This window comes from Geminicoccaceae bacterium, assembly GCA_020638465.1.
Lineage (GTDB): Bacteria > Pseudomonadota > Alphaproteobacteria > Geminicoccales > Geminicoccaceae > JAGREO01.
Genome location: JACKIM010000001.1, coordinates 964646 through 981232, shown reverse-complemented (window position 1 = coordinate 981232; position 16587 = coordinate 964646). Strand labels below are relative to the sequence as shown.

The following is a 16587-nucleotide window of genomic DNA, read 5'->3' as shown; positions in this document are numbered from 1 at the left end:
TCAATCACTTTTGGGTTGATGATTTACCGCATTTCTTCACCCGTGCAAGGATGTGGAATAGACCTGAAGAAAAAATATTGCAAAGAACGGTATTGCTGCGGGATTAACAAGACATCGAGAACGTCTTATAAAATGCAAGACCTTCGGTTGCGGAACTTCGATGGTCGGGCACCGTACATGCGGTGTTGAAAAAAATAAGAAAAGTTAGTGATTGAACGGATTTGTCATGGTTTGCGATCATATCGAAGGGGACTGGAAGCAGCTTGAGGGCAAGGTCAGGCAGCAGCGGGGAAAACTCGCTGATGACGATTGTTTGTTGCCAAGGGCCGCCGCGACGAACCCGTCGGGCGGATTAGGGAACGTTACGGCTTTGCCCGCGACGAAGCCGGACGTCAGGTCGAGACGTTGTCAAAGAAGGAACTAGGGTCATGAATAACGCAAAACGCTGGGTTTTGGTCGCCGTCATGGTGATGGCTGGATTTGCCGTCACCGGATGTGATGATGGCTCGTCGGGTGCCGGCGATGTGGAAAAGACGACAGAAGGCACCCAGAACTGACGAAAGCATTGTTTCCCGGAAAGGGCAGGGTGACTTGAATTTCAGGTAACCAGGTCACATCATGGCCATTCTGGCTATCATATTCGGAAAATGCCCTTTTCCGGTATTCTTGAGCTTGTTGTACCCTGGGCGTCCGTGTGACGACCCAGGGTATTTCCGATATTTCGACATGGTCGCCACCGGAAAATGCCTTCGGCATTCCGGCCGGGGTCAGGATCGTCGCTGGTCGAGATGTTCGATGATGAACCCTGCGGCGAGCGCACCCAGGATCGAAAGGGCGGGCTTGCGCGCTACCATGCGTCCGGCGACGCGGGCGGCCTGTTGCAGCCCCGGCGATTTCATGGAACCTTGCGGCGTCTTTGACGGCCGGGTCATTGATGCAATTCCAACCAGTGCCACCGCAAGCGTCAGGTAGCTGATCGATGCAGCCAGGGCCGCGATGGGCGGACTGGCGATGGTCGCCCATCCAAGATAGATCGCAGCAGCCAGCATTCCCAGGGATGCAAGGCCAAACAGGCCAGCGAGCACCATCAGGCTCGCCGGCAGGATCATGCGTGAAATGGCCGATGCCAGCATGTTGCGGGACTAGCGGCCGCGGCCGATGAACTGGCTGATCAGCATGCCGATGCCGAAGGCCACGAACAGGCTCATCAACGGCCGATCCCGGATCTGCCGTTCGAGATCGGAGACCGTGGCTGATCCCTGCTCGCGGGCATCATCCAGCAAGGCTTCGAGCTCGTCTCCAAGCTCGTCGAGCTTCGCCTTTCCGGCGGCGCGACCACGTGCCGCCTGACGCTTGCCAAGGCTTTGCAGATGGTCCTTGAGGCTCATGAATTCTTCGCGGATCTGGTCGATATCGGCCCGGATCGAGGCCGTGTCGACGTCGTTGTCAGTTTTGGTTGCCATGTTGGGCGTTTCCTCGAATCTCGCTATTTCTCACCTGCATTTCGTCACGAGAACGCGAATATTGTTCCTTGATGGTGGATACCGGGTTCAGGTGCGAACGGATGACCATAAAAGATATGGTGTGATCCGGGAAAGTCGACAAGTTTCGATGATTTCTCTGACAGGTCATCCAGCGTAAGACACCATTCCACATCTTGATCCTGCAAGCTCGCCAAGCCGCTGGACCGACGACGAACTTGGGATCACTGTGAGCCCGTCAGGATCGGAAACAATCCGAAAGTGGGGAAATCGGACAATCCGTCCTGAAGGCGGTGTGGTTCGGGAGGCAACGAGAGTGAACCGGGACGACGACGCGGGTGCCTGGTCCGGTGGTGCTGAAGCGGAGAACGGCGGGGCGGCTTATCGGAAATCCGCAGCTCAGGATGGCCCGGTCGCCGCTGTGGAGCCCTTCAACGTCCTGTTCTATCTCGTGGAAGGCTTTTCCATGATGGCACTCAGTTCAGCCATCGAACCGTTGCGGGCTGCCAACCGACTTACGGGTAACGGGCGATATTCCTGGTCGCTTGCCGCCGAACGGATGGGAAATGTCCTCGCGAGCAACGGCATAGCGATCGGTGCCCATCATGGTCTCGACAATGCGCCGCGGGCCGATCTCACGGTGGTCGTCGCCAGTCTGTTCGATGAAAGCGGTCAGTCGCCGCGACTGTTCTCATGGTTGCGACGGTTGCGGGCCGAGGGAAGGATGATTGGCGCGATCAGCAATGGCACGCTGTTGCTGGCCCGCGCCGGAGTGCTGGGGAACCGGCGGGTGACCATCCATTGGGAAATGACCCGTCTGCTTGAGGAGAGCTTCCACGAACTGGACGTTTCCCGGGAGATATATTGCTGGGACCGGGGTATTGTTACCGCTGCGGGTGGAGCGGCGGCGATGGACATGATGCTCGCGGTGATCATGGATCTCGACGGCGAGGACGTGGCCATCGATGTCGCCGAACAGTTTCTCCACGGACCGATAAGGCCGCCATCCCATGAACAGCTTCTCGACTTGCGCTGGCGGTTCCGCATCACCGATCGAAGATTGCTCATGGCGATTCAGATCATGAGGGCGAATATCTCCGATCCTCAAAGGATCCCGGCCATCGCCGCGCATGTCGGCATTTCGGAACGACAGTTCGAACGTCTTTTCGTGACGGAGCTCGGCAAGCTGCCATCCGATTTCTACATGGACCTGAGATTGCGCTCGGCGCGCGGCATGCTGATCGGCTCCACCGAACCGCTGGAATCGATCGCCCAGACCTGCGGGTTTTCCAGCCTCGGTCATTTCAGTCGTGCGTTCAAGGCGCATTTCGGCGAATCGCCGTCCGTGGCGCGTCGACATCGTTCGCGGAGCCATGGCGGATTCGTGCAAGAAGATGGCGGCAGGTGATAATGTCATACTGCTGAAGTCGAGCTATCTGCGTTCGAGGCCGGCAATAAAGACAAATGGTCCGGCACAGGGAGGAACATGGATACGCTGAGCTTCATGGCCAACAATATTGGCGTGATCCTGGCCCTGGCCGGTGAACATATTTCAATCGTGGCCGTCGCAGTCGGTCTTGCAATTCTCACGGGCGTGCCCATCGGTATTGCCATTACGCAAAACAAGCGCATCGCCGATACGGTACTTTATGTTGCGTCGATCATCGTCACCATTCCGTCGATTGCCCTTTTCGGCCTGATGATTCCGCTCCTGTCGACCATCGGCCAGGGTATTGGCTGGCTGCCGGCAGTCATCGCCATCCTGCTTTATTCCCAGTTGCCCATTGTTCGCAACACCTACACTGCCATCACGAATGTCGATCCGGCCTTGCGCGAAGCTGCCACCGGCATGGGAATGACCCCGGTTCAAAGACTTCTCCAGGTCGAGATCCCGCTTGCCGTGCCGGTGATCATGGCAGGCGTGCGAACTGCGGTGGTGATGAACATCGGGGTCGCCGCGATTGCGGCCTATATCGGTGCAGGCGGCCTCGGTGTGCTGATATCGCGTGGAATTTCGCAGACCGATCCGCGGCAGCTCATCACCGGCGCCATCGCCGTCTCCCTCCTCGCAATCGCCGCCGACTGGGTCCTCCTGCGGCTGCAGAAGCGCCTGACGCCCGCGGGCCTGCAACGCTGAACGAAACCCGCACGGACGGCTGAACCATTTCGATCGGATGATGTACTCATGATTCGCCTTGAACAGCTCACCAAGACTTTCGACACGCCCAACGGTGTGGTCGTCGCCGCCGACAAGGTCGACATGGAAGTGCCCTCGGGCGAGATCTGTATCCTTCTGGGACCTTCAGGTTGCGGCAAGACAACCGCCTTGAAGATGATCAACCGCCTGATCCCGCCGACCAGCGGCAAGATCTACATCAACGGCGAGGACACCTCGGCTCTCGACGATATCCGGCTTCGCCGCAACATCGGCTATGTGATCCAGCAGATCGGCCTGTTTCCGAACATGACCATCGAGGAGAACATATGCGTGGTGCCCAGGTTGTTGGGCTGGGACATGAAGAAGGCGCGCGATCGGGCAGCCGAGCTGCTTGATCTGGTGGGGCTGGATGCGAGGCAGTTCCTCGGCCGCTATCCCAAGGAGCTTTCGGGCGGCCAGCAGCAGCGGGTCGGTGTGATCCGGGCGCTGGCTGCGGATCCCCCGGTCATGCTGATGGACGAGCCGTTCGGGGCGATCGATCCGATCAACCGCGAGATCATCCAGGACGAATTTCTCAAGATGCAGGCGGAACTCAGGAAGACGATCATGTTCGTCAGCCACGATATCGACGAGGCGGTGAAGATGGGCGACAAGATCGCCATCTTCCGGTCGGGCAGGATCGAGCAGTATGACAGTCCGGACCAGATCCTGGCTCATCCCGCCAACGAGTTCGTCGCCGATTTCGTTGGTGCCGACCGCACGCTCAAGCGCCTGCGACTGGTTACGGCCGAAGAAATCATCGATGTCGGGACACCTGTCGCAGTGCGTACTGCGAGTGCGGTTGACATTCGCCAGAAGCTGATTTCGTCGCAGGCTTCGAGAGCGGTCATCATCGACGGCGACCGCCGTCCCGTCGGCTTTGTGAACATCGAGGAAGTCGAGGGGGCATCCGGCGACATCGGCGACATCGCGCATCCCCTGCCGGTGACGGTGCCGGTGCGTGCCGATCTGCGCGCCGTGGTGTCGGAGATGTTCGCCCATGACAAGATGTGGCTTGCCTGCACCGACGACGAGGGCCGCTTCGCCGGCACCGTGTCGCAGCCGGCCGTGACTGCCGCCCTTCGGGCAACCTATTCGGAACCGGACGGCAGGACCGGTTGAGGAAGGGAGCAGTTCGATGACAAGGTCCATCGATTTCGGACGGATTGCCACGGGCGGGGTTGCCCTCATCATCGGCCTGTGGATCGGTGCGTCGGGATTGATCGGCGAGATCGCCGGCTATTGGGACGATATCGTCTATCTCGCCCGAGAGCACATGATCCTCGTGGCCGCATCCGGCGGGGCAGCCATACTTCTCGGTATTCCCATCGGCATCTGGTTGTCGCGTCCGTCCATGGAACGGTACGCGGAATCGGTCATGCAGGTGTTCAACATCGGCACGACCATTCCCACTCTGGCCGTCATCGCCCTGTCGATGACATTGCTCGGTATCGGCTTTCCGCCGGCCTTCTTCGGCCTGTTCGTCGCCTCGCTGCTGCCCATCGTGCGCAACACCTATGCCGGATTGCTGGCCGTGCCGCCGCATCTCAAGGAAGCTGCGACCGGCATGGGCATGACGCCTATGCAGATCCTGTTGCACGTCGAGGTGCCCAATGCCCTCTACGTCATCTTTTCGGGCATCCGCACCGCGCTGGCCATCAATGTCGGCACGACACCGCTGGCATTTCTCATCGGGGGAGGCGGTCTGGGCGAACTCATCTTCACCGGCATCGATCTGATGGACACCGGAATGCTGCTGGCAGGTGCGCTGCCTACCGCCCTGCTGGCCGTCCTCGTCGATTTTCTCATGGGTAGGGCGCAGTTGCACCTGATCCCCAAAGGCGTGAATCCGCTGCGTTGACGCAGGGACCAACTCTCGTTGAAATGGAGCTGCTGAAATGAACATGATCCTCAAATCGGCCCTGACCGGGCTGGCCGTCGCAGGCTTCGCACTGGGCGCCCAGGCCACTGAAATCGTGGTGGGCGGCAAGAATTTCACCGAACAGCAACTGTTGTCGTCGATCACCGAGCAGCTGCTCTCGGCCAAGGGATACGATGTCGACAATCGGGCAGGAATGGGTTCCGCCGCGGTTCGTCAGGCCATGGAAAACGGCCAGATCGACGTCTACTGGGAATATACCGGCACCTCGCTCATCACCTACAACAAGGTCGAGGAAAAGCTGGACGCCGAGGAAACCTACGCCCGTGTCAAGGAACTCGATTCCGAGAAGGGCATCGTCTGGCTGGAGCCTTCGGCTGCCAACAATACCTACGCGTTTGCCATGCGCGGGGAGGAAGCCAGCGACAAGGGTATCGCCTCGCTCTCCGATCTGGCCAGGGCCGTCAATGACGGCGCCGGTCTCACCTTTGCCTCGAATGCCGAGTTCTATGCCCGTCCGGACGGCCTGAAACCCTTGCAGGAAGCCTATGGTTTCGAGTTCAGCCGCTCGGACATCAAGCGCATGGATACCGGCCTCGTGTATCAGGCGCTCAAGGACGGACAGGTTGATGTCGGCCTGGTGTTCGCAACCGACGGGCGTATCCCGGCCTTCAATTTTGTCGTACTCAAGGATGACAAGGGCTACTTTCCTTCCTACGCATTGGCGCCTGTCATTCGCGCCGAGGTGCTCGAAGCGAACCCGGAAATCGGCGATCTGCTCAACTCGGTCTCGGAGAAGCTCAATGACGAGGTCATGGCGAAACTGAATGCGGAGGTCGATGTCGACAAGGTCTCGATCGAGAATGTTGCAGCCGGGTTCCTCAAGGACAACGGACTGATCTGATCGGCATGGATCGCCGGAAGGGGAGGTTCTGCCTCCCCGTTCTCGCATGAGGGTAAGGGTCATGAAGGCCGCCCAGACCATTCTTGTCGGTGCTGCACAGTTCCAGAGCGCGATCGGCGATGTCGATGCCAACATGGACCGCCATCTGGAGCGGATCGCGCGCGGGCGCGAAGCCGGCCTCGATCTCCTCGTTTTCCCGGAACTGTCGCTGACGGGCCACTACGGCCCGGAGAGACTGCTTTCGGCGGCCATGGCGCGTACGGACGCACGATTGGCGCAGCTTGCCGAAGCGGCGGGACCGATGGCGATCTCGGTGGGCTTCATCGAGGAAGGGCCCGCGGCCCAGTTCTACAATGCTGCCGCCGTCTTCAGGGACGGCGAACTGCTGCATCTTCACCGCAAGGTCAATCTTCCCAATTATGGCAAGCTCGAAGAAGGCAAGCACTATGCTTCCGGACGCTTTGTCGAGACTTGCGGTCTCGCCGGCAACTGGACGGCGGGCCTGCTCATTTGCGCCGATGTCTGGAACCCTGCACTGACCCATCTGGCCTTCCTGCAGGGGGCAACGATGCTGATCTGCCCGGTCAGCTCCGGTGTCGAGGCGGTCGGTGCGGAGTTCGACAATCCTGCGGGCTGGGCGCTGACCTGCCGCTTTTACGCCATGATGTACGGGGCGCCGGTCATCATGTGCAATCGCAGCGGTACCGAACGCGACCTGCATTTCTGGGGCGGTTCGCGCATCGTCGATCCTTTCGGCCGCGAGCTCGCGGTGGCCGGGCCGGGCGACGAGATGATCACGGCCCGGCTGGACTACGAGGAACTCCGTCGCGCCCGCCACCTGCTGCCCACCGTGCGTGACAGCAATGTCGCCCTGGTCCTCCGGGAGACCTCCAGGGTGGTCGAGGATCTGGGCGTGCCCGATGTCGTCCGGCGACATATTTGAGAGACAGGAACATGCACGACTTTTTCCTCACTGACGACGACCGGGCCTTTCGCGCCGAGGTACGTTCGGTGATGCGGCGGGAACTCGGCACACGGCTCGATCGCATCGAACATGACCGGGATTTCTCCGCACAGCTCGATGTGGCCCGTGTCCTGGGCGAGGCCGGCTATCTCAAGGTGATGTTTCGCGACCTCTACAAGGGAAATCTGGCCAGGCCCGGCCTTACCCATGCGGTGATCGTCTCCGAAGAAGCCGCCTATCTCAACTATGCCTTCGAGACCACCATCGCCACGGCGCTGTCGTGCGCCTATCCGATCCATGCCCATGCCCGGCCGGCCCTGCGCGAACGCTACCTTTCGCCAATCCTGGAAGGTCACGCTGTCGGGGCGATCTGCATGACCGAACCTGATGTCGGATCGGACAGTGCCGGCATGGCGACCCGCATCCGTTTCGACGAGGACAGTCGCGAATGGGTGATCGACGGGTTCAAGCGCTACATTTCCAATGCCTCGGTTGCCGATGTCTATATCGTCTGGGGCATCACCGAACCGGACATCGCGCCCCAGAAGGGCATGACGGCCATTCTCGTACCGGCTGGAACTCCGGGGCTTTCCTTTCCCCGCACCTATGACTTCATGGGCCGCAGGGGATCGGTGGTCGGCGAGGTGACGCTCGAAAATGTGCGTGTTCCGGAAGAAAATCTCCTTGGCGAGATGAATGCCGGTTTTCGAATCATGCTGGGCGCATTCAATTTCGAACGGATCATCCTTGGCGGATCCGGTCTCGGTGTCGCCCGCGCGGCATTCGACCTTGCCCGCGAGCATGCCCAGACGCGTACCAGCTTTGGCCAGAAACTCGGACAAAAGCAGCTCATCTGGGACATGGTCGCCCAGATGAGCTGGCGGATCGATGCAGCCGAACTGCTCACTCACCGGGCCGCGAAGATGTATGACGCGGGAATCGACGGCAAGGACCTGATGCGCGAGGCCAGCCAGACCAAGCTCGTCTCCACGGAAACGGCGGTTTTCTGCACCGATCGCGCCGTACAGATCCTCGGCGGCGATGGTGTCACGCGCCAGTACGGCCGTGTGGAACAGCTCTACCGGGATGCGCGTGCGCTACCCATCGTCGGCGGTACCTCGGAAATGTGCAAATACCTGATCGCGGCCCGTGAAATGCCGTCGATCCGGCCCAATCTGTGATCCCACTGGAGAAGAGTCGCGATGCATATCGCCCGCCTTCTGGAAGCTTCCGCCGATCGCTATCCCGATCATCTGGCCCTCGTCTTCGAGGACCGACGCTGGACCTATACCCAATGGCTCGGCCGGGTCCGCCGTTTCGCACAGGCCCTGGGCGATCTCGGCGTGCGTCCCGGGGACAGGGTCGCATTCTACGTGTCAACATCGGAAAATTCCGTCACGACCTATTTCGCCTGCCAGTTTCTGGGAGCTGTCGCCGTTCCGATGAATTTTCGCCTGTCGCCCGGCGAGGCCGCCTACATCCTGCAGGACTCCGGCGCCCGGGTTCTGGTCTATGGTCGCAGCCTCACGGAGAACGCGCTGAAGATCGAGGCCCAGATCCGTTCGGTCCATGACTTCATCGGCTGCGCATACGACCGCGCCAACATCCCCGATGGCCACCATCATTTCGATACCCTGGCAGAAGAGACCGTGGACCGCGACGAGCCAAGGCCGGTGCCCGACGGCAATGCGATATCCTCACTGGTCTATACGTCGGGAACGACCGGCCGGCCCAAGGGCGTCATCCATACGCATACCAACGATATCGCCATCGCGATGAACTGCGTGATGGAATATTCGCTGAACCACGCCGACAACGCGCTGCACATCGCCCCGCTCTACCATGTCGGCGGGATGCAGGCCTATTTCATCCCGCATCTGCTCGTCGGCGGGACGAATGTCGTCACGGGGCGTTACGACGCGGAAAAGACGCTGGAGACCGTGGCGTCGGAACGCATCACGACCCTGTTCGCCGTGCCGACGCAGATACAGGAGATGCTGTTCCACCCGAAATTCCCGGATTATGACGTCTCGTCGCTCCGGCTCATCACCACCGGCGGGGCCGCGATCTCGTCGGTCACCATGGAGCGGGTGATGAACGAGTTCTGCCAGAGCATCTTCAACGGCTATGGCATGACGGAGGCGTCGCTCACATTGGTACTGCATCCCGAGGATGCGCTGCGCAAACTCGGTTCCTGCGGCAAGCCCACACTGATCTCCGAGTGCCGCATCATCGTCGACGACCCGTCACGCGAGGTTGCGCCATCGGAGACGGTGGATCGCGGCAGGATCGGCCAGCTCATCGTCCGCGGCCCCCAGGCAATGGCGGGTTACTGGAACAAGCCGTTCGAAACCCAGAAGAAACTCAAGGCGGGATGGGTCTATACCGGCGACCTTTTCAGCCAGGACGAGGAAGGCTTCTATTTTTTCCATGGACGCGCCGACGACATGATCGTGTCCGGCGGCGAAAACATCTACCCGCGCGAGGTCGAGGAGATTCTCTACCGCTGCCCCGGGGTGCAGGAGGCTGCCGTTGTCGGCCTCAGGGATGCCCGCTGGGGACAGGTGGTCGCGGCGTTCATCGTCCGCTCGGACAGCTCGCTCACGGCCGAAAGGCTCGATGCCTTCTGCAGGGCGAGCGAGGATCTCGCACCCTACAAGCGTCCCAAGCGGTATGAATTTCTCGAATCGTTGCCATTCAACCCCAGTGGCAAGGTGCTCAAGCGCGAACTTGTCGCCGCCTACGATCCACCCGTGGCCGCCTGAGGGATATCCGCCATGTCAGGAAAGTTGCTCGTCGAACAGGATGGCCACACGGTCATCATTATGCTGAATATCCCCGAATTGCGCAATCCGCTCACCGATCACGATCTGTGCAACGAGATTGTCGCCACCATGGACCGCATTACCGCCGACCAGAGCGTTCGCGTCGCCATCGTGACAGGTGCCGGCAAGGCCTTTTCCTCGGGTGGCAACCTCAAGCACATGAAGGACAAGCAGGGCACCTTCGGCGGCGATGCCGTTTCGGTGAAGGACGCCTATCGCAGGGGAATCCAGCGCGTCGCGCGTGCGGTCTGGGAGTGCGAAGTTCCCCTGATCGCGGCAGTCAACGGACCGGCCTATGGAGCGGGATGCGACCTTACCTGCATGTGCGATATCCGCATCGCTTCCACCCGGGCGATATTCGCCGAGAACTTTGTCAATGTGGGGATCATTGCCGGTGATGGAGGAGCCTGGCTCCTGCCGCGCCAGATCGGGCTGTCCCGCGCTGCGGAAATGACGTTCACCGCCGATCCGATCGATGCAGAGACAGCTCTCGCGTGGGGGCTTGTGTCGAGAGTTGTCGAACCCGACCGGTTGATGGATGAGGCACGTGCGCTGGCTGCGCGGATCGCGCGCAACCCGCCGCGCCAGCTGCGCATGACCAAGCGGCTGATGCGCGAGGGACTGGACACCCGCCTGGGCTCGCTGCTCGAACTCGCGGCGGCGTATCAGGGCGCCTGCCATCAGACGGAAGATCATGCCGAGGCCGTGAACGCTCTCCTTGAGAAGCGCACGGCCACATTCGTCGGACGTTGAACGACGGCAATCGGGGACGAGCCATGTCATCCGCATTCGTTGACTTTCTCCACCAGAGCGATGCGCGCAACATGCCCGATCATGTTCTGGCGTTCGGCCGCCGCTGGATGCTCGACCTGCTCGGTGTCGCCGCCGGAGCGATCGATACCCGGCTGTCGAGGATCATACGCGATCACGCTGTGGAATATTTCGGCCCCGGCCGCCGCCGCTCGGTCCTGCTGTTCGACGGGCGGGCCGTCAGCCCTGCCGGCGCCGCGCTGGCCGGAGGCATGACCATCGATGCGCTGGATGCGCATGACGGCCACAAGCTCACCAAGGGCCACGCAGGTTGCGGTGTCCTTCCCGCATTGCTCGCTGTCAGCCAGGCGGAGGGGATGGCCGATGACAGGAATTTCCTTGCAACATTCATTCTCGGATACGAGATCGCCACCCGTGCGGGAATGGCCCTGCATCGCACGGCCTGCGACTATCACACGACCGGAGCGTGGGTCGCGGTCGCCACGGCCGCCATCGCCGCGCGCCTCCTCGGCCTCGCATCCGCTCCCACCCGCGAAGCCATCGGCATTGCCGAGTATCATGGTCCTCGCAGCCAGATGATGCGCTGCATCGATCATCCCACGATGGTCAAGGATGGCTCGGGATGGGGAGCCATGGCCGGCGTCTCGGCGGCCTATCTGGCCGCGGACGGCTTCACCGGCGCCCCGGCGATCACGGTCGAGGGGGCCGACGTTGCCGACCTGTGGTCGGACCTCGGGTCGAACTGGCGCATCGCCGAACAGTATTTCAAGCCCTATCCGGTCTGTCGCTGGGCCCAGCCGGCCTTGCAGGCGGTCTTGAACCTCCGGTCAGACCATCGGCTGACGTCGCAGGATGTCGAACGTATCGAAATCGTGACGTTCCACGAGTCGTGCCGATTGGCCACCCGCAGGCCGCAAACGACCGAACAGGCCCAGTATTCCACGGCTTTTCCCACGGCGGTGGCCCTGGTGCGCGGCGGTGTGACGCCGGTCGACGTCATGGAGGAGAGCTTCGGCGATCCGGAAATTTCCCGCCTCGCGGAAGGCATGATGGTCACGGAAAGTGATGCGTTCAACGCCGCCTTCCCGGCTCGCCGCCTTGCACGGGTTATCCTCGTCCTGAAGGACGGACGCAGGGTCGATTCCGGGCCGACAGAGGCGATCGGCGACCCGGAGGCGCCGCTTCCCCTGTCGGATGTCGCAGCGAAATTTCACGCCTATGCGGGAGCCGTGATGATGCCCGAACGGGTTGCGGAGATCGAGGAGGCGGTTGCCGCCCTTGGTGACGCAAACGGCACGGCTAGGCTGTTCGATCTGGTCGGTGGCCCTGTCGGAACGTCCGGCGGTCTGGCTGCATGAACCGTTTCACCACATCTCGCAGGGGAGATTGTCCATGACGGATGGCGGAACCACGCGCGGACGGCGCGAACGTGGACGCCGGAGCAGGGGTGCGCGCGGTGGTGCGGTATCGCAATTGCCCTGGCGTTCGGTGGAAAACTCCCTGCATCCCATGGAACTGGCCAGTCCGGAACAGATCGAAGCCATTCATGCGACAGCGATCCGCATTCTCGGGAATCTCGGTATCCGGGTCCTGAATTCCCGTGTTCTTGATCTTTTCGAGGCGGCGGGGGCAAAGGTCGAGCGCGACGAGGGTACCGTGCGCTTTGGCGAGGATCTCGTGAACGAGGCCCTGCGCACCACGCCATCACAATTCACGTTGGCCGGACGTGAAACCGGGAAACGGCTCGTGATCGGCGGCCGGCACATGGCCTTCGGTCTCGTCGCCGGGCCGCCCAACGTTCATGACTGCGTGCGGGGACGTCGGACGGGCAATCTCGAAGACTACGAGAACTTCATTCGTCTTGCGCATTACTTCAACGCTATTCATATCATCGGCAATCAGGTTACTGCGCCGCAGGAACTTCCGGCCAATAATCGTCATCTGGACACTTATCGCGCGAATATCGCCTACAGCGATCTTTCCTTCCATTGCACGGCCATCGGCCGGGGACGCGCGGTCGACGGGATCCGCATGATGGCCATCTCCCGCGGTGTGGATCTCGAGACGCTGGCACGGGATCCGGGCGTGACCACGATCATCTCGGTCAATTCGCCGAGGCTGTTCGATGGCGAGATGGCCGAAGGTCTTATGGCCATGGCCGGGCATGGCCAGCCCGTCGCCATCACCCCGTTCACGCTGATGGGGGCGATGACGCCGGTGACGCTGGCAGCGGCACTGGCGCAGCAGAATGCCGAGGCCCTGTTCGGCGTCGTCCTCACCCAGCTGGTCAGGCCGGGTGCACCGGTCATGTATGGCGCCTTCACCTCCAATGTCGACATGAAGTCGGGCGCTCCGGCCTTCGGCACGCCGGAGAACACCAAGGCCAACATCATCGCCGGGCAGCTTGCCCGACGCTACCGGCTGCCCTATCGCACATCCAATGCCAATGCGTCGAATGCCGTCGACCTGCAGGCGGCCTACGAGACGACGATGGCGACATGGGGAGCGGTCCTTGGCGGTGGCAATCTCATCTATCATGCGGCCGGCTGGCTGGAAGGCGGGCTCACCGCCAGCTACGAGAAACTCGTTCTCGACGTGGAGATATTGCAGAACATGATGGAGATGATGCGACCTGTGTCGTTCGACGAGGACGAACTGGGCTTCGATGCCATTGCCTCCGTACCCACCGGCGGCCACTTCTTCGGCACGGAACACACGTTGCAGCGCTACGAGACCGCATTCTATGCGCCGATGCTGTCGGACTGGTCGAGTTATGGCAACTGGGAGGCGGCCGGCTCGAAGGATGCGCTGACCCGTGCGACCGAAATCTGGCAGAAGGCGCTGAACGAATACGAACAACCGGCGATGGACCCGGCCATTGCCGAGGAACTCGATGCCTATGTCGCTCGCCGCAAGGAAGAGATCGGCGCGGGCGAACCGTAGGGATATCCACTCAGGGTCAATGTGAACAAGGGGCCTTCCATGCGCACTCATGCCCAGGCGGTCGTCATCGGTGGCGGCGTCATCGGCTGTTCGATCCTCTATCACCTGGCGAAGTTCGGCTGGAGCGACGTGGTGCTGCTCGAACGCTCCGAGCTCACCTCGGGCTCGACCTGGCACGCGGCGGCCAACATCCACGGGCTGCACGATTCGACCAACATCTCCCGCCTCCAGCACTACACGATGACGCTGTACAGGGAACTGGAAGCCGAGACCGGACAGGGCTGCGGCATCTTCCAGCCCGGCAGCCTCTACCTCGCGCAGACCGAAGCCCGCGAATACCAGCTCCGCCTTCAGGCGGCCAAGGCCCGCCGCTATGGCATGAACTTCCGCGAAATCTCCCGGGATGAGGCGGAAAGGCTGCATCCGCTGGTCGATTTCGACGGCATCCGCTGCATCATGTTCGAACCCGATGGCGGGAATGTCGATCCGTCGGGCGTCACCAATGCCTATGCGGTCGGCGCCCGGCAGCGCGGCGCGGAGATCCACCGCTTCACGCCCGTGACCGCCACGGAGGCGCAGCCCGACGGAAGCTGGATCGTGCGCACCGACAAGGGCGACATCCGCACTCCCTGGGTCGTCAATGCCGCCGGGTTATGGGCTCGCGAGGTGGCGGCGATGGCCGGAATCCGGCTGCCGCTCATTCCCACCGAACACCAGTATTTCGTTACCGAGACCATTGCTGGGATAGCGGCTCTGGATCGCCGCCTGCCATCGGTGGCCGATCGCGACGGGGAATATTACCTTCGCCAGGAAGGCAAGGGGTTGCTCATTGGCGCCTATGAGCGCGACATGCGTTTCTGGGCCGAGGATGGAACGCCTTCAGATTTCGGTCAGGAGCTGTTTCCCGACGATCTGGAACGCATCGAGGACAACATGATGCGCGCGATCGCCCGCGTTCCGGCGGTGGGCGAAGCTGGCATCAAGCGGGTGATCAACGGCCCCATGATCTGGTCGCCGGACTCGTCCGCACTGCTGGGACCGGTTCCCGAACTCCGTGGATATTTCTGCTGTTGCGGGATTATCCCCGGTTTCAGTCAATCCGGCGGCCTGGGAAGGCTCTCGGCGGAGTGGATGGTGGAGGGCGAGCCCTCGCTCGACCTTTTCGGCTGGGACATGGCCCGCTTCGGTCACTGGGCGGACAGGGCCTTCACGCGTGCACGGGTGGCCGACCAGTATGCCCATCGTTTCAAGATCCACTTCCCCGCGGAGGAACGCGAGGACGGGCGACCGGTCCGCACCCGTCCCGTGTGGGACAGGCAGAAGTCGCTTGGCGCGGTTTTCGGCCTCAATTACGGCTGGGAGCATCCCCTCTATTTCGATGCCGATACGCCCGACAGCGCCGGCTTCACCCGGCAGCCATGGTGGGACAGCGTCGGCCGCGAGGCGCGGATGCTGCGCCAGCGTGCAGGAATTATCGATATTTCGAATTTCGCCAAATACCGCGTTTCCGGTCCGGGTGCGAAAGACTGGCTGGACGCCCTGTTCGCCAACAGGATACCGACCCGCATTGGCCGCTCCTGCCTGACGCCACTGATTGGCAAGCGGGGAGGAATCGCCGGCGATTTCACGGTGACCCGGCTGGGCGAAGCGGAGTTTTGGGTGATCGGTTCGGGCATGGCCGAGCGCTTTCACCAGCGCTTCTTCCGTGCCTTGCCGCTGCCGGACGGAACCGTCTTCGAAAGCCTGACCGAAGCCATGTGCGGCTTCAACGTCGCCGGCCCGCTCGCCCGCGACCTGCTCCGGCGTCTGACCGACGCCGATCTGTCGAATGCCGCCTTTCCCTTCTTCCGCTCGGCAAGGATCACCGTGGCGGGTATCGAATGCCTGGCCATCCGCGTGTCATTCACGGGCGATCTCGGCTGGGAACTCCACTGCCGTACCGATGACCAGTCTTCCCTGTACGAAGCCCTTCTCGATGCCGGGAAGAACCTCGGTGCCGGGCCCGTGGGCAGCCGCGCGCTCATGAGCCTCCGCGTGGAGAAGGGCTACGGTTCGTGGGGGCGCGATTATTCGCCCGAATACTGGCCGCAGGAGTCCGGTCTCGACGGTCTGATCGACCGGGACAAGGACTTCCTCAACCGTGATGCCTGGTTCGCCATTGCCGATCGCGCACCGCGCGACGTGATGACCATGCTTGAAATCGATGCGACGGTGGCCGATGCGACCGGTGGCGAACCTGTATTCCTCGTCGATGGAACCCCAGTGGGGCAGGTCAGCTCCGGCGCATATGGCTACACGGTGGGAAAATCGCTGGCGATTGCCTATCTCAAGGCCGGGATGGTCCGGGCCGGCGATTCCGTCACCGTCGCACTCCTCGGGCTGCCCCACACGGCCCGCGTACTCCAGGCTGCACCGTTCGATCCCGAAGGCCATCGCCTGCGCGGCTGATCCTGCGCCGGCTGCAAGGCGGAGCGCGTTCCGGCACCTCGATCGGAATGCGCTTCGCGAATATAACGATATTTCAACAAGTTGAATTGTCCCACCAACTGCGGGCGACGTTCTTCTCTTGGTGATCGCTTACGCCGCACGGCTTTGCCATGCCCGTCAACGCGATGTAAAATGA

14 protein-coding genes are annotated in these 16587 nt (G+C 61.7%); 12 read left to right on the top strand and 2 right to left on the bottom strand.

The window, feature by feature from the left end:
• Positions 1 to 767: 767 nt before the first annotated feature.
• Positions 768 to 1133 carry a hypothetical protein gene (locus H6851_04665; GenBank protein ID MCB9942895.1) on the bottom strand — a complete coding sequence of 122 codons (366 nt, stop codon included), beginning with the start codon at positions 1131 to 1133 and terminating at the stop codon, positions 768 to 770.
• 9 nt (positions 1134 to 1142) lie between these two features.
• A complete protein-coding gene (locus tag H6851_04660; GenBank protein MCB9942894.1) occupies positions 1143 to 1463 on the bottom strand; it encodes a DUF883 family protein in 321 nt (106 codons plus the stop codon).
• Positions 1464 to 1797: 334 nt separating this feature from the next.
• On the opposite strand from H6851_04660, the gene H6851_04655 reads away from it, so the two are divergent.
• From H6851_04655 to H6851_04600, 12 genes are all read left to right on the top strand, one after another.
• Positions 1798 to 2889: a GlxA family transcriptional regulator gene (locus tag H6851_04655; protein ID MCB9942893.1), complete on the top strand. Its 1092-nt coding sequence runs from the start codon at positions 1798 to 1800 to the stop codon at positions 2887 to 2889.
• A gap of 78 nt (positions 2890 to 2967) precedes the next feature.
• Positions 2968 to 3618 carry an ABC transporter permease gene (locus H6851_04650; GenBank protein ID MCB9942892.1) on the top strand — a complete coding sequence of 217 codons (651 nt, stop codon included), beginning with the start codon at positions 2968 to 2970 and terminating at the stop codon, positions 3616 to 3618.
• Between the two features lie 48 nt (positions 3619 to 3666).
• Positions 3667 to 4800: an ABC transporter ATP-binding protein gene (locus H6851_04645; GenBank protein MCB9942891.1), complete on the top strand. Its 1134-nt coding sequence runs from the start codon at positions 3667 to 3669 to the stop codon at positions 4798 to 4800.
• Between the two features lie 16 nt (positions 4801 to 4816).
• Positions 4817 to 5539 (top strand): ABC transporter permease, encoded by a 723-nt coding sequence (locus H6851_04640; protein MCB9942890.1) that lies wholly within the window; start codon positions 4817 to 4819, stop codon positions 5537 to 5539.
• Positions 5540 to 5576: 37 nt separating this feature from the next.
• Positions 5577 to 6461 (top strand): glycine betaine ABC transporter substrate-binding protein, encoded by an 885-nt coding sequence (locus H6851_04635; GenBank protein ID MCB9942889.1) that lies wholly within the window; start codon positions 5577 to 5579, stop codon positions 6459 to 6461.
• 61 nt (positions 6462 to 6522) lie between these two features.
• Positions 6523 to 7404 carry a nitrilase gene (locus H6851_04630; GenBank protein ID MCB9942888.1) on the top strand — a complete coding sequence of 294 codons (882 nt, stop codon included), beginning with the start codon at positions 6523 to 6525 and terminating at the stop codon, positions 7402 to 7404.
• An 11-nt stretch (positions 7405 to 7415) separates the two neighbouring features.
• On the top strand, positions 7416 to 8606 hold the full coding sequence (locus H6851_04625) for an acyl-CoA dehydrogenase family protein (protein ID MCB9942887.1): 1191 nt from the start codon (positions 7416 to 7418) through the stop codon (positions 8604 to 8606).
• A gap of 21 nt (positions 8607 to 8627) precedes the next feature.
• On the top strand, positions 8628 to 10190 hold the full coding sequence (locus tag H6851_04620; protein MCB9942886.1) for an AMP-binding protein: 1563 nt from the start codon (positions 8628 to 8630) through the stop codon (positions 10188 to 10190).
• 12 nt (positions 10191 to 10202) lie between these two features.
• On the top strand, positions 10203 to 11003 hold the full coding sequence (locus tag H6851_04615) for a crotonase/enoyl-CoA hydratase family protein (protein ID MCB9942885.1): 801 nt from the start codon (positions 10203 to 10205) through the stop codon (positions 11001 to 11003).
• 23 nt (positions 11004 to 11026) lie between these two features.
• The gene (locus tag H6851_04610; protein MCB9942884.1) at positions 11027 to 12379 is read left to right on the top strand and encodes an MmgE/PrpD family protein; all 1353 of its coding nucleotides are present in this window, start codon (positions 11027 to 11029) and stop codon (positions 12377 to 12379) included.
• 34 nt (positions 12380 to 12413) lie between these two features.
• The gene (locus H6851_04605) at positions 12414 to 13964 is read left to right on the top strand and encodes a trimethylamine methyltransferase family protein (protein ID MCB9942883.1); all 1551 of its coding nucleotides are present in this window, start codon (positions 12414 to 12416) and stop codon (positions 13962 to 13964) included.
• Positions 13965 to 14003: 39 nt separating this feature from the next.
• Entirely contained in the window at positions 14004 to 16412 is a 2409-nt protein-coding gene (locus H6851_04600) for a GcvT family protein (GenBank protein ID MCB9942882.1), read from the top strand.
• The last annotated feature ends 175 nt before the right edge of the window (positions 16413 to 16587 follow it).

Bases quoted from the DNA above. Each gene is read 5' to 3' on its own strand.
- H6851_04660 (MCB9942894.1), bottom strand. From the start codon at position 1,463: ATGGCAACCAAAACTGACAACGACGTCGACACGGCCTCGATCCGGGCC.
- H6851_04630 (MCB9942888.1), top strand. From the start codon at position 6,523: ATGAAGGCCGCCCAGACCATTCTTGTCGGTGCTGCACAGTTCCAGAGC.
- H6851_04650 (MCB9942892.1), top strand. From the start codon at position 2,968: ATGGATACGCTGAGCTTCATGGCCAACAATATTGGCGTGATCCTGGCC.
- H6851_04645 (MCB9942891.1), top strand. From the start codon at position 3,667: ATGATTCGCCTTGAACAGCTCACCAAGACTTTCGACACGCCCAACGGT.
- H6851_04635 (MCB9942889.1), top strand. From the start codon at position 5,577: ATGAACATGATCCTCAAATCGGCCCTGACCGGGCTGGCCGTCGCAGGC.
- H6851_04610 (MCB9942884.1), top strand. From the start codon at position 11,027: ATGTCATCCGCATTCGTTGACTTTCTCCACCAGAGCGATGCGCGCAAC.
- H6851_04640 (MCB9942890.1), top strand. From the start codon at position 4,817: ATGACAAGGTCCATCGATTTCGGACGGATTGCCACGGGCGGGGTTGCC.
- H6851_04615 (MCB9942885.1), top strand. From the start codon at position 10,203: ATGTCAGGAAAGTTGCTCGTCGAACAGGATGGCCACACGGTCATCATT.
- H6851_04665 (MCB9942895.1), bottom strand. From the start codon at position 1,133: ATGCTGGCATCGGCCATTTCACGCATGATCCTGCCGGCGAGCCTGATG.
- H6851_04625 (MCB9942887.1), top strand. From the start codon at position 7,416: ATGCACGACTTTTTCCTCACTGACGACGACCGGGCCTTTCGCGCCGAG.
- H6851_04600 (MCB9942882.1), top strand. From the start codon at position 14,004: ATGCGCACTCATGCCCAGGCGGTCGTCATCGGTGGCGGCGTCATCGGC.
- H6851_04605 (MCB9942883.1), top strand. From the start codon at position 12,414: ATGACGGATGGCGGAACCACGCGCGGACGGCGCGAACGTGGACGCCGG.
- H6851_04620 (MCB9942886.1), top strand. From the start codon at position 8,628: ATGCATATCGCCCGCCTTCTGGAAGCTTCCGCCGATCGCTATCCCGAT.